Source organism: Staphylococcus sp. GDY8P54P, from assembly GCF_017892645.1.
In the GTDB taxonomy this organism is placed as follows: domain Bacteria; phylum Bacillota; class Bacilli; order Staphylococcales; family Staphylococcaceae; genus Staphylococcus; species Staphylococcus ureilyticus.
On record NZ_JAESLN010000006.1, the window covers coordinates 229,706 to 243,540 of the forward strand.

Consider the following 13,835-nt stretch of genomic DNA (forward strand, 5'->3'; position numbering starts at 1 on the left):
CCTCCTTTAATAGACTGTTTGTTTATACAAGAATCCTTCATCAAACGGACGGTGCTCAGGCTGAATGGCCTCAATCGGATCTACAAGCATAAATTTTTCATCATCATAGGTTTCAGGATCTTCTTTGAACAAATCAATCGCTTCTCTATATTGCTCTGTACATACATTGATATATTCTTCAGTTTGTAATACACCATCGATTTTGAATGCATCAATATTGGCTGCTAAAAGCTGATCTAACTCTTCGATCAAACAAATATCATTAGGTGACATTATATGCGTTCCATTATAATCTTCAAAAACAGGATATTTGTTATCCCGTTCTTCATCATATAAAAGCAACTCATTCGCTTCTTTATTTCGTTGAATTTTCATTTGTCTTTCTTGGAAAGTAAAATAGTTACCTAATAACATACGTTTTGATTGAAACATGCAAGTCATACCATGTACTTGTACTTCAATCTCTACATCTGCATTTTGTTTTATATTTAATATTTCATCTAAACTTAATTCTCTAGCTAATTGCGCACGTTGTGCACCTTTTTTCCCCCAATAGTTACACTGGAAATAATTTGTGACTAGTGCTTCTGCATCCCAATTTAATGGAATCGGATTTGGTTGTTCATTCACATACATAACTACTGCTGGATCGCCAAATATGATGCGGTCAACGCTTACTTCGTGTAAAAAATCTATATATGATTTTAGTGCATTTAAATGATAATTGTGAAAAATACCATTTACTGCTACGTAGGCTTTTTTACCATGATTATGTATTAATTCCACTGCTTCTATCAATGCTTCTCTTTTAAATTCTCCTGCTAATCTTAAGCCGAATCTTTGCTCACCAATTACAAAAGCATCTGCACCTTTTTCAATTAGTGTCTCAATATGTTTAACAGATTTTGGTGTTACTAATAATTCTGTCATTTTGATTCTCCTTTAATCGAAATAGCTAGACCATCATCCATATTAAGGAAATTAGTTGTGAAATGAGGTTGAGCCATAAGCCATTCATTATATTCTTGTACTTTTTTTACCATTTGTCTAACATTTCTACTTCTCACTTCGGAAATATCAGAAACAAAACCATGATACAAAACGTTATCTGTAACTATTATCCCACCTTCATTCAATAAAGGGGCGTACAAAGAAAAAAACTTTTTTGATTGTGCCTTTGCAGCATCAATAAATATCATATCAAAAGATTCATGTTTGATATTTTCTAAAGCTTCTAACGCATCCTTTTCAATTAACTCAATTTGAGTTTCAAATCCAAATTTCGCAAAATTTTCTTTGGCTTTTAATTGCATATCATCATCACGCTCGATGGTAACCACTTTTATTTCATCAGAAACAGAAGCAAATTGCATACTGCTATAACCAATCGCTGTACCTATTTCTAAAATGCGCTTGGGTTTATGTATTCTGATCAGTTGTTTAATCATATCTAATGTTAGTCTATCAACGATTGGAACATGGTGTTCCAACGCATACGGTCTAAGTTGTTCAATAGCAATATCATTCTCTTTGTGCAATTCTAATAAATATGATTGATTATTTTCCATTTTAAAACTTCCTTCAATGTAGATATTTCAAAGCATTTTTGACAAATAAAATAAATCAGCCAATAATCGTGACTGATTGTATTATGGTTAATAATGACGTCTATAAGTTGTTATTTTCGAACTACTTTATATAATTCTTTGAAAATATCTCATAAATTTAAAATTTAACTTTATATATTTTACCACAAACCCATATATTTTATAAGTGTAAATTGTGATAATTAACTAGTTAATATAACTGTAGCTGATTGAGTACTTTTATTCTTAAATATAAAAATTGGGACTTAAAAGTCTCAGTTACGATAAGCTACATTTGTGTGTATTTTTGAAAAATTTCTTTTTGATTTGATATTAAAAATGTTCAAAATAAACGATACTTTTTTTAAAACAACAGAATCTAAAAATAGTTTGACATTATTAAATCGATATTTTTCTTCGACTTATTCGAATATGAAAACTAAACTGGCATCTGTAATAAAATAAAAGCCGGTAGAGACAGAGTAAATTAGCGTCAGTAGAATTCAAACACAAAAAGACTGTCAACAAAGCTGGAAACTTTGTTGACAGTCTGAGTTGAGACTTTTAAGTCTCGGCTTAATAATTTGAAATAAGCACTTTGTATCTCATATTTTATCCCTTAACGATTGTACAAGATTTGACTAACAAGCTTTGTCACCAAAGAAAAACATAAACATTATTAAATCAATGTGTCGTCCACGTTCACGTTTTAATTAGTGGTGCAAATTATTTGAGTTGTTCAGATTAGAGGTTATTCATGGTTATGATCATGATCGTCCATTTCAGTGTTAACGACTTCTTCAATCATATCCCATTCTTCATCTGTTTCAACCGGTAAGAATTTTCCGCCTTCACCATCTTCATCAGGCTCATTAATCATTGGTACTAATTCGATTAAATCATCATCATCTGATTCTGCACCTTCTTCAGCAAGAATCACATATTCTTTTTTAAATTCAGGATGGAAAAATTCTAATACTTTACGGTAAAGTACTTCGTTTCCATCTTCATCATATAAAGTTAATAGTTCCTCTTGATTATTAATTTCTAATTCAGATTCATGGTTGTGTTCAGTCATTATAAAACGCTCCTTTTTATTGTATAGAATCTAAATAGCCTTGTAATATAAATACTGCAGCCATTTTATCTATTACTTTTTTTCGTTTTTGTCTAGAAACATCTGCTTCAAGTAAAGAACGTTCTGCAGCCATGGTACTTAAACGCTCATCCCACATGATTATCTCTACAGATGGCAATGCTTCTTGAAGTTGCTCCTTGTATTGTAACGAAGCTTCGCCTCGAAATCCAATAGAATTATTCATATTCTTTGGCAAACCAATGACAACAGTACCAACTTTTTCTTTCTCTATGATTGTTACTAGTCTGTCTATACCTAGTTCATTCTTATCTTCGTTTATATGGAGTGTATCTAATCCCTGGGCTGTCCAACCCATGAGATCACTTATAGCAATGCCAACAGTTTTACTTCCTACATCTAAACCTAAAATTTTATGTTTTAGCATTAATTACTTTGAATTCTCTTGTAAATAATTTGAAACTAATTCTTCCATGATATCGTCACGATCAATACGACGAATTTGGTTTCTAGCTTCATTATTACGTGGAATATACGCAGGATCTCCTGATAATAAGTAACCAACGATTTGATTAACAGGATTATAGCCACGTTCTTTCAATGTGTTATAGACATTTTGAAGTACTGTTTTGACATCTTCTTTTGGAATTTCATCATAATTAAATTTCATTGTTTTATCAAAGTTTTCCATTTTGTAACACTCCTTCATATCGAGTAAAAAGTACTTATTGTTAATTCTACATGACAATAGTTAGAACTTATAGAGATTTAATGTAATCTTTAATGAAACGTAATGATTCTGTTATGTTTTCAGGTTGAGTGCCTCCACCTTGAGCCATGTCTGGACGGCCACCACCTTTACCACCTACAATAGGTGCCATGTTTTTAATAATATCACCAGCTTTTACACTGTCTGTTAAAGCTTTTGGCACTGTTGCTACTAATGACACTTTACCATCTATATTACTAATTAAAATTATAATAGCATCTTGCAATTTAGATTTAAAGTCATCCATTGTCTCACGAATCGCTTTTGCATTTGCGACTTCAACCTCAGTTGCAAGGACTTTAAATCCATTAATTTGTTCCACTTGATTTGTAATATCACCCATTTTTAGTGTAGTGATTTCTTTATTTTTTTGCTCAAGTTGTTTAGTTAATTCTTTTTCATCCGCTTGCATTTGGATGACTTTATCCAAAACTTGATCATCTGATTTCACTTTAATTTGTGCTTTCACTGCATTAAATTGTTCTTGAATTGTTTCTAAATATAGGAATGCTGATTTTCCGGTAAATGCTTCTATACGTCTCACACCAGCACCAGTACCTGATTCACTTACTATTTTAAACAAACCTATTTCAGAAGTATTATTAACATGGATACCTCCACATAATTCAATAGAGAAAGGAGACATATTCACTACTCGAACAACCTCACCATACTTTTCACCAAACAATGCCATCGCGCCTAACTTTTTAGCTTCAGCAATAGGCATTTCTTGAATATCCACATCTATACTATTCCAAATTTCTTCATTAACTCTTCGTTCAACTTGATCAATTTCTGCTTGATTTAAAGGTCCAAAGTGCGTGAAATCAAATCTTAATCTCTCTGCTTCAACAAGTGAGCCTGCTTGATTGACATGGTCTCCTAGCACTTCTTTTAATGCTGCATGTAATAAATGTGTAGCGCTGTGATTCTTTTTAATATCTCTACGTTCAATGTGGTTTACACTAGCAAACACTTCGTCATTCTTTTTAACAGTGCCAAATTGAATTTCACCTTTGTGTAAGTTTTGTCCATTGGGCGCTTTGGTAACTTCAGTAACATTGATTTCGAACTGTTCATTACTTATAGTACCTTCGTCTGCAACTTGTCCACCACTCACTGCATAAAATGGTGTTTCTTTTAAAATAAAGTAAATAGTTTCTCCTGCTTCAGCTTCATTTACTAATTCACCATTATATATGATGTCCGTAATAATCGTTTTTTGGTCCATGACATCATAACCTACAAATTGACTATCTGTTGTTATTTTTTTTAATATGTCACTTTGTACTTGCATAGATTGTGAGTTTTGACGTGCTTGTCTAGCTCTGTCACGTTGTTTTTGCATTTCTTCTTCAAAAGTATTCATATCAACGGCAAGATTTTCTTGAGTTGCAATTTCTTCAGTAAGTTCAACTGGAAAACCATATGTGTCATATAATTTAAATGCATCTTTACCACTAATTTCATTTGTCGTCGACTTTGCTTTTGTAATTAAATTATTTAATATCGCTAGGCCTTCTTCTAATGTTTCATGGAAACGTTCTTCTTCAGATTTAATCACACGTTTGATGAAATCTGATTTTTCTTTAACGTTTGGATAGTATGGTTCCATTATATCTGCAACAATATCAACTAATTTATACATAAACGGCTCATTAATGTCTAAGGATTGGCTAAATCTTACAGCACGACGTAAAAGTCTGCGTAGCACATAACCTCTTCCTTCATTTGCAGGTAACGCGCCATCAGCAATTGCAAATGAAATTGTGCGAATATGGTCAGCGATAACTTTAAATGCGACATCATAAGAATCTGTTTCAAGATATTTTTTACCCGAAACATTTTCAACTTCATTAATGATAGGCATGAACAAATCCGTTTCGTAGTTTGTACGAACATTTTGTGCGATAGATGCCATTCTTTCGAGACCCATTCCAGTATCAATATTTTTATTTGGTAATGGTGTGTACGTATGGTCTTTATTATGATTAAATTCACTAAATACTAAATTCCAAACTTCTAAAAATCTTTCATTTTCACCGCCTGGATACATTTCTTCAGCAGGATCATCTTGTCCAAATTGATCCTCTCGATCATAGAATATCTCTGTATTAGGGCCTGATGGTCCCTCACCGATATCCCAGAAATTACCTTCTATACGAATAATCCTACTCTCTTCTAAGCCTATGTCTTCATTCCATATTTTATAAGCTTCTGTATCCTCAGGATGTATGGTTACATACAATCGTTTTGGATCCATAGCCATCCATTTTTCATTCGTTAAAAATGTCCAAGCAAATTCAATGGCTTCTTTTTTGAAATAATCACCAATTGAAAAGTTACCTAACATTTCAAAAAAAGTATGATGTCTAGCTGTAAAGCCAACATTCTCAATATCATTTGTTCTTATGGCTTTTTGAGAATTGACAATACGAGGCTTTTTCGGTGTTTCTCTGCCATCAAAATATTTTTTCAATGTCGCAACACCAGAGTTAATCCATAGTAAAGAATCATCATCTATAGGTACTAAAGGTGCAGAAGGTTCAACCATATGTCCTTGTTCAACAAAGTAATCAATAAAATTCTGTCTAATTTCACTTGCTTTTAAGTTTTTCATACTTAAAATTCCTCCATCTCAACTCAAGTTATATCAGTTATTTGATAAAAATGAAAATAAAAAACGTCCATCCTATCAAAAGGGACGAACGTTTCGCGGTACCACCCTAGTTATAAGCATTAATCATAATTAATAATTCCGCTTATCACTTAAAATAAGTATATTTATTATTTAACATAAAGTAGCTTTCAACTATGCTATCTGTACTTTTCACCAGCCAGTACATCTCTTGTCGACTACCATAATTTACTCATCTTTATGCACAATCAATTATATTGTATTTACTTTAACCTACGTTGTCAATGTTCAACAAAATCATATGGCGAAATATCTCCCATATTAATCATAGGGTTAATTTTATATATATTTTCTTCTGTTAAAATAGTCGTGGCATCAAACGTATCTTCAACTGCAACCTCATCTTTACGATCATCATTATTAAAATACGTTTTTAAGAATGAACAGAGCTGAGTCATTCTCACTTGACCATGTGTATTTAAACCGATTTCAAAAGCTTGTGGATCACCCAGAAATACTAGTGATTGCTTAGCTCTTGTTAATCCTGTATATAATATAGGTTTTTGTAACATTCTAAAATATTGCTTAACCATAGGCATAATTACAATTGGAAATTCAGAACCTTGTGATTTGTGAATAGACGTACAATATGCATGTGTTAATTCTAACAAATCTTGTCTTACAAAAGTAATTTCATTTCCGTCAAAATCAACGACCAATACATCTTTATTTAAGGCATTTTCTTTTGCCCAAAATATGCCAACAATCACACCAATATCGCCATTAAATATATTATCACTCGGCCTATTTACTAGCTGTAGCACCTTATCCCCTTTTCTAAAGACAACATCACCGAATTCAATTTCACGCGTATCCTTTTCTTTAGGGTTTAAGATTGTTTGCAATACAGCATTTAATTTTTTTATACCTGCAGAACCTTTATACATAGGGGCTAATACTTGTATATCACTCATATCATAACCTTTTTTAACAGCACTTGAAACAACCTTTTCAACAACTGAAGGTATTTGTTCAGTTGAACAATTAATAAAGTTACGATCATGAAATCTTTGTGTGATATCAATCGGTTCTCCCAATTTCATTCTATGCGCCAATTCTATGATACTAGATCCATCTTGTTGTCGGTAAACTTCAGTCAGATTCACTCTAGGTATAACTTTAGAATCAATGAGATCTTTAAACACTTGTCCTGGGCCTACGGAAGGCAACTGATCTTCATCACCTACTAATATCACTTGGGCATGAATAGGTACCGCGCTAAGAAATTGATGAAACAGCCAGGTGTCGACCATTGACATTTCATCAATAATGATTAGTTTAGCTGAAATCTCATTATCTAAAATATCTTCTGGCTGTGTGTCTTGATTCCAACCTATCAATCGATGTATAGTCATAGCTTCCAACCCTGTAGATTCAGCCAATCGTTTTGAAGCTCTACCTGTAGGTGCTGCTAATACAACTGGGTAATCATCGTTTTGATAATCATCATAATCTAAGGATAAACCATGTATTTCTGCATATAATTCGACAATACCTTTAATCACAGTAGTTTTTCCTGTTCCTGGCCCGCCAGTTAGCAGCATAACTTTACTATTGATTGCAGTCTGTAGCGCATCTCTTTGGGAATTAGCATAAGTGACTTGATTGCGTTGTTCGATTTCACCAATTTCTAATAATAATTCAGACTGCTCAATTTCTTTTAATTTATTCGTATAGGTGTAATTACGATATAAGTTTTGAACACTTTTAAGTTCCGAATAGTATAAACTAGGAATTGCTAATTCGTGTTCCTGTTTTACTAATTTGGTATCTTCAACTAAGATTTGAATCATATTTTCTAATTGTTGAAGTTCAATCACTTCATTTGGTGATTGTGATAACATATCTTGTGTCATTTCTAATACATTTTGTGTTGGTAAGTATGTATGCCCTTGCTTAATACATTCTTCTTCTAATACATATAATAAACCCGCTTTTAAACGCTCATCATCATTAAATTGAATACCCACATTTTGTGCTAAAGTATCCGCTTTGTTAAAACCGATTCCTTTCACGTCGTAAACTAATTGATAGGGTTTATTTTCTACAATATTAAGTGTATCACCTAAATAAACCTGATATATTGCCATAGCGAGTTTAGGCCCAAATCCTAAATCATGTAATCGAATAATAATTTGTTCTGTTTCTTGATTACTCGCAATTTGTTCAGCAATTTGCTTTTGTTTTTTCCCAGGTAAACTAGGTACTTTTTCTAAAACAGATGGGTCATTTAAAATGTCTGAAATAGCATTTTCTCCAAGTGTATTCACAATATTTTGAGCTGTTTTTTTACCTATTCCTTTAAATAAATCACTAGATAAATAGCTAATAATAGCCTCTTTGGTTTGAGGCAGCTCTTTTTCAAACGTTTCAGCTTTTAACTGTTTACCATATTTAGGATGTGAAACGACTTGACCTTTAAAAGTATAAACATCGCCTTCAGCAATTTCTGGAAAGAACCCTACAACTGTAGGCATAGAATCAAAATCTTCATTAGATTCTATCGTATCTACTTTTAAAACAGTATAAAAATTGTCTTTGTTTTGAAACAAGATAGCATCTACAGTACCTTTAATCATTGAATTATTGAATAATGTAGGGTTGTCCATTTAATTACTCCTCCTCTGCGATGGATTTAAACGTTTTGATGGCATGTTGACTCATCAAATGTTCTGGGTTGATAGCAACTGCACGTTCAAAATATTCGATAGCACATTCAGTATCCTCTGTTAACATATAAGTTGCTAGACCTAAGTTATATAAAGCGTCTGTATGTTTGTCATCTAATGAGACTACATACTGTAATTGTGAAACAGCCTGTTCGTACATTTCTAAGTGACATAATACCAATCCATATTGAAATTGTACCTCTACATCCTTACGATTATCTTTTTCAGCAGCAGTCATTAAAAAGGGAAGTGCTTCTGTAAATGCTTCTAACTGGTTAAACGACATACCTATCATATAATTGGTGTCGATTTCGTCAACTTTATATTGTAATGCTTGTTGGTATAATTTAACCGCTTCTTTATATCGCCCTTCATTATAATAAACATTAGCTAAATTGTAATAAACAGCCCCATTTTTTGGGTCAATGGTTAGTGCTTTTTGGAAAAACTTTTCCGCTTTATCTATTTCACCCGCTTCAGCGATTAATATACCTGCATTGATATAATTTTCTACTTCATTCGGGTTTGCTTCTATATTTTCGAATAATGCTGTTAAAGCTTGCTCAAAATTACCTTGTTTAATCAATGTATAAATTTGTTCTTGATTCATGCTATCCCTCTCTCTCAACATCTTATTATAACATTTAAGAATGAAAAAACAGTAAAAAGGAGTAAGTCACAAATCAAAAATTTAAAATTTGATATTGTATGCTTACTCCTCAAAATACGATTAAACTATGAAACTTTATATTTAATTAACAATATAGCAATGTCATTTTGCTATTTTAATCATTACGAAGCATTTAATTAATTTGTTTAAACAACATAACTTAATTGACCTGATGTTTTATATACATCATCTATAGTAGCGCCACCTAGACAAACATCGCCATCATATAAAACGACTGATTGACCTGGCGTAATTGCGCGAACAGGTTCGTCAAATGTTACTCGAATTGCATTATCATGCTCTTTTTGAACAAAAACTTTAGTATCTTTTTGACGATATCTAAATTTCGCTGTACATTCAAATCCATTTTCTAAATCAACAGGGTTAACAAATGAAATATCTGAAGCAATCAAATAGTCACTGTAAAGCGCTTCATGATGAAAACCTTGTTCTACATATAAGACATTATCATTTAAATTTTTGCCTACTACAAACCAAGGGTCTCCATCTCCACCTATACCTAGACCGTGACGTTGACCGATAGTATAGTACATTAATCCTGCATGTGTACCTATTTTCTTACCAGTTAAAGTTTTCATTTCACCTGACTGTGCGGGTAGATATTGAGATAAAAATGTTTTGAAGTTACGTTCACCGATAAAACAAATACCAGTTGAATCTTTTTTCTTAGCTGTAGCTAAATCTTGTGCTTCTGCAATTCTACGCACTTCTTTTTTATCAATATCGCCAATTGGGAACATTACTCTAGATAATTGTGATTGTGATAATTGATTTAAGAAATAAGTTTGATCTTTATTATTGTCAACGCCCCTCAACATTTCAACATGTCCATCTTCATGACGTCGTACACGAGCATAATGTCCAGTTGCTACATAATCTGCACCTAACTTAAGCGCATGCTCTAAAAATGCTTTGAATTTAATCTCTTTATTACACATCACATCAGGATTTGGTGTACGGCCTTTTTTATATTCATCTAAGAAATAAGTAAACACTTTATCCCAATATTCTTTTTCAAAATTAACTGCATAATATGGTATACCTATTTGATTACATACAGCTATAACATCATTATAATCTTCTGTAGCTGTACAAACACCATTTTCATCCGTATCATCCCAATTTTTCATAAAAATACCAATGACATCATAACCTTGCTCTTTTAATATATGTGCTGTTACGGAACTGTCTACGCCACCTGACATGCCTACTACAACACGTGTATCTTTATTTGACAACTAAACTTCCTCCTTGAATTTATGATAAATTTTGTGAATTTCGGTAACTAAATATTTAATTTCTTGTTCGGTCGTTTGTTCATTAAAACTAAATCGCACAGAATGATTCGCTCTTGTATCGTCATCATACATTGCTACTAAAACATGTGAAGGTGATGTAGAACCTGCAGTACATGCTGAACCAGAAGCTACATATATATTAGCTAAATCTAACAATGTTAACATAGTTTCCACATCAATAAATGGAAAATACAAATTAACAATATGACCAGTAGTATCAGTCATTGAACCATTTAATTCAAAAGGCACTGAACGTTCTTGTAAAGATACAAGAAATTGGTTTTTTAAATTCATCAAATGGACATTGTTTTCATCTCTATATTGGTTTGCTAGTTTTAAAGCTTCAGCCAATCCGACAATTTGAGGTACGTTTTCTGTACCTGCTCTTCTTTTCACTTCTTGTTCTCCACCTAATTGTGGAAACTTAATGTTTGTACCTGATTTTATTAGTAATACACCGACACCCTTTGGTCCACCAAATTTATGTGCCGTAATACTCATTGCATCGATATCAAATTCATGAAAATCTATGTCTAAGTGCCCTATAGCTTGTACAGCATCTACGTGAAATAAAGCATTTGAATGACTAACAATTTCATCAATATCGTACATTGGTTGCACTGTGCCAATTTCGTTATTAACAAACATGATTGAAACAAGGATTGTCTCATCAGTCATTGCACTTTTCAATTGTTCTAACGATATCAGACCTTCTTCATCTACATCAAGGTATGTTACATCAAAACCTTCTTTTGCTAATTGTTCAAAAACATGGAGTACAGAATGATGTTCTATTTTAGTTGTTATAATATGCTTACCCTTATCTTGGTTTGCATACGCAATACCTTTAATCGCTGTATTATTAGATTCTGTTGCGCCACTAGTAAAAATTACTTCACTAGGCTTCGCATTGAGTTGTTTAGCTACAAAACGACGAGACTCATCTAAATATTTACGTGCATCTCTACCTATACTATGTATAGAAGACGGATTACCGTAATGTGTTGTATAGATTTCCATCATTTTATCTATTACTTGTTGTTTAACAGGCGTTGTAGCAGCATAATCTGCATATACTTCCATGTTTGACACTCCTTACAAATTTATCAATGTTCCAATGATAGCACCATCTAATTAATTTTTCTAGTTGTCTGTTTCAAAATGACCATTTTCATCTATCATTTCATATTCATCTAACAATGTTAATGTTTCGTTTACATTTGATTTTGTCTTTTTATTTTGGGTTAAGTTATATAATTTTTTATTTCTAATTTCCCAGTGTGTCGCTTTAAACCTAGCTTGAAAATACTCATCATGGCTCACAACTAATACTTGACCGTTAAAACTTTTTATCATATTTAAAATTAAGTCCTGTGTTGAAATATCAAAATAATTAGTTGGCTCATCTAAAATTAATAAATTGGCACCAGAGCAATATAGCAGTACAAATTGAAATCTACTTTTCTCTCCCATAGATAATTGACCAATTGGTGCATTAATTTTTTCCTCTTTAAAACCAAATGAAGCTAATATAGTTTGCGCTTCGCTTCTTGATATTTTATTCGTACTTAATAGCATCATCAGTGGAGATTCTGCTTCATTCAAATTTTTGTTCGTCTGATCGAAATATCCAATTTTTAGTGAAGGTGTGATTTTTAAATGTCCTTGATTAGCAAATATCTTTTGTCTGATAATCGCAATTAAAAGAGATTTTCCGCTTCCATTTGGTCCCGTTATTAATACGTTTTCTTTTTGTTTCATTTCGAAATGCGCATGTTCAAATACATGATGTTCACTTATAACAACATTGAAGTCATCAAAATGAATTAAAAAACGCTTACGTAATTGGGCTTCATGATTAAAATGATAATGTTTTTGTTCGTTATCTGGCTGGTTTATGGTCTTCTCATTTAATTTTTCGGTCATTTGTTTTTCTTTTACTTTAGCCTTTTGAGCTAACTTACTAAGCTTCTTCTGCTCAATAGGGCTACGAACACTTGCTTTTTGTCGTGCTGAATGATGCCATGTTTGGATTCGTTGTATCGTGCGATTAAGTTCTGCTATTTCTTTTTGTTGCTTTTCGTACATATTTTGTTGTGTTTGTAACGTTAAATCTTTAATTTCACGGTACTTGGAATAATTACCATTATATTTATTCGTTTTTTCAGATGTTACTTCAATGACATGAGTCGCTGTTTGATCGATAAAATCACGCTGGTGTGATACATAAACAATCGTACGTTTTGATTTTTGAATTTTTCTAATCAGTTGTTCCAACATTTCTAAATCTAAATGATTCGTGGGTTCATCCAGTAAGATCAGTGGTTTGTTTGACATGAATGCTTTTAATAACGCCAGTCGTGTTTGTTGACCACCACTTAAATCTTGAATTTGTTTTTCTAAATCTTTTTCTGTTAAATTCATTTGATTCGCTTGCGTAATAATACTCTGTTCAAATTCGTAACCATTTAATGCACTATAGTCTGCAATATATTCATAATTGTCTTCAAGTTTTTGCTTTATCTGCAATATTTCGGGGTTTATTTCCATTACATAATCTAACCCTGTTAAGTGTTCATAAGCTAACATATTTTGGTACATTAAATAAGTTTCATCTTTATATTTCGATTTTATCGCTTCTAACAAAGTCGTTTTGCCTACGCCATTGTTACCTATCATTGCAATATGTTCGCCTTTATCAATTTGAATTTCTACAGAGTTAATTAAATTTTTACCAAATTTTTCAAATGGTTTTTGAACAAAATAAAAAGACATACCAATTCCCTCTTTCTTAAGGGATACGACATGCCTTAACAATCCGAACATTATTTATGTTAGGTACTTGAGTGATGATTTTGCATTAAGACATGGTCTTATCCCATATATTACTTTTTTGATTAAATAATTGATATTGTTTGTTTTCATGAGATTTATTCATTGTCTTAATAAGGCCACCTAACTTTTTAATTTCATATAGTATAACAGTGAGCAATTTCTTACGCAAGTTTTATTTAGACTGTTATACTGC

Annotated in this window: 11 protein-coding genes; all 11 read right to left on the reverse strand. The window is 32.2% G+C overall.

Annotated elements, in window-relative coordinates; genetic code table 11:
- Positions 1-6: 6 nt before the first annotated feature.
- Positions 7-930, reverse strand: coding sequence for a peptidase U32 family protein (locus KA883_RS01780; protein ID WP_046208112.1), 924 nt, complete (start codon positions 928-930; stop codon positions 7-9).
- On the reverse strand, positions 927-1,568 hold the full coding sequence (locus KA883_RS01785; protein ID WP_046208111.1) for an O-methyltransferase: 642 nt from the start codon (positions 1,566-1,568) through the stop codon (positions 927-929). Before KA883_RS01785 ends, KA883_RS01780 begins: the two co-directional genes overlap by 4 nt.
- A 769-nt stretch (positions 1,569-2,337) precedes the next feature.
- The gene (locus tag KA883_RS01790; protein WP_046208110.1) at positions 2,338-2,664 is read right to left on the reverse strand and encodes a DUF1292 domain-containing protein; all 327 of its coding nucleotides are present in this window, start codon (positions 2,662-2,664) and stop codon (positions 2,338-2,340) included.
- A gap of 16 nt (positions 2,665-2,680) precedes the next feature.
- Positions 2,681-3,109 (reverse strand): Holliday junction resolvase RuvX, encoded by a 429-nt coding sequence (ruvX, locus tag KA883_RS01795; protein ID WP_019469412.1) that lies wholly within the window; start codon positions 3,107-3,109, stop codon positions 2,681-2,683.
- A 3-nt stretch (positions 3,110-3,112) separates the two neighbouring features.
- Entirely contained in the window at positions 3,113-3,373 is a 261-nt protein-coding gene (locus KA883_RS01800; protein ID WP_046208109.1) for an IreB family regulatory phosphoprotein, read from the reverse strand.
- Positions 3,374-3,440: 67 nt separating this feature from the next.
- Complete coding sequence (alaS, locus tag KA883_RS01805; protein ID WP_210139831.1) at positions 3,441-6,071, reverse strand: alanine--tRNA ligase; 2,631 nt, start codon at positions 6,069-6,071, stop codon at positions 3,441-3,443.
- Positions 6,072-6,370: 299 nt separating this feature from the next.
- Positions 6,371-8,758, reverse strand: a complete 2,388-nt coding sequence (gene recD2, locus KA883_RS01810) for an SF1B family DNA helicase RecD2 (protein ID WP_046208107.1) — start codon at positions 8,756-8,758, stop codon at positions 6,371-6,373.
- A gap of 4 nt (positions 8,759-8,762) precedes the next feature.
- Entirely contained in the window at positions 8,763-9,449 is a 687-nt protein-coding gene (locus KA883_RS01815; RefSeq protein ID WP_336606217.1) for a tetratricopeptide repeat protein, read from the reverse strand.
- 185 nt (positions 9,450-9,634) lie between these two features.
- Entirely contained in the window at positions 9,635-10,747 is a 1,113-nt protein-coding gene (gene mnmA, locus KA883_RS01820; RefSeq protein WP_046208105.1) for a tRNA 2-thiouridine(34) synthase MnmA, read from the reverse strand.
- Entirely contained in the window at positions 10,748-11,890 is a 1,143-nt protein-coding gene (locus tag KA883_RS01825; protein WP_046208104.1) for a cysteine desulfurase family protein, read from the reverse strand.
- 60 nt (positions 11,891-11,950) lie between these two features.
- The gene (sal, locus tag KA883_RS01830) at positions 11,951-13,582 is read right to left on the reverse strand and encodes a Sal family ABC-F type ribosomal protection protein (protein ID WP_080937834.1); all 1,632 of its coding nucleotides are present in this window, start codon (positions 13,580-13,582) and stop codon (positions 11,951-11,953) included.
- Between the last annotated feature and the right edge of the window lie 253 nt (positions 13,583-13,835).

What these genes read in the sequence shown, in the direction of transcription:
- KA883_RS01815 (WP_336606217.1), bottom strand. Translation starts at nt 9,449, where the DNA reads ATGTTGAGAGAGAGGGATAGCATGAATCAAGAACAAATTTATACATTG.
- KA883_RS01785 (WP_046208111.1), bottom strand. Translation starts at nt 1,568, where the DNA reads ATGGAAAATAATCAATCATATTTATTAGAATTGCACAAAGAGAATGAT.
- ruvX (WP_019469412.1), bottom strand. Translation starts at nt 3,109, where the DNA reads ATGCTAAAACATAAAATTTTAGGTTTAGATGTAGGAAGTAAAACTGTT.
- KA883_RS01780 (WP_046208112.1), bottom strand. Translation starts at nt 930, where the DNA reads ATGACAGAATTATTAGTAACACCAAAATCTGTTAAACATATTGAGACA.
- KA883_RS01825 (WP_046208104.1), bottom strand. Translation starts at nt 11,890, where the DNA reads ATGGAAGTATATGCAGATTATGCTGCTACAACGCCTGTTAAACAACAA.
- alaS (WP_210139831.1), bottom strand. Translation starts at nt 6,071, where the DNA reads ATGAAAAACTTAAAAGCAAGTGAAATTAGACAGAATTTTATTGATTAC.
- recD2 (WP_046208107.1), bottom strand. Translation starts at nt 8,758, where the DNA reads ATGGACAACCCTACATTATTCAATAATTCAATGATTAAAGGTACTGTA.
- sal (WP_080937834.1), bottom strand. Translation starts at nt 13,582, where the DNA reads ATGTCTTTTTATTTTGTTCAAAAACCATTTGAAAAATTTGGTAAAAAT.
- KA883_RS01800 (WP_046208109.1), bottom strand. Translation starts at nt 3,373, where the DNA reads ATGGAAAACTTTGATAAAACAATGAAATTTAATTATGATGAAATTCCA.
- KA883_RS01790 (WP_046208110.1), bottom strand. Translation starts at nt 2,664, where the DNA reads ATGACTGAACACAACCATGAATCTGAATTAGAAATTAATAATCAAGAG.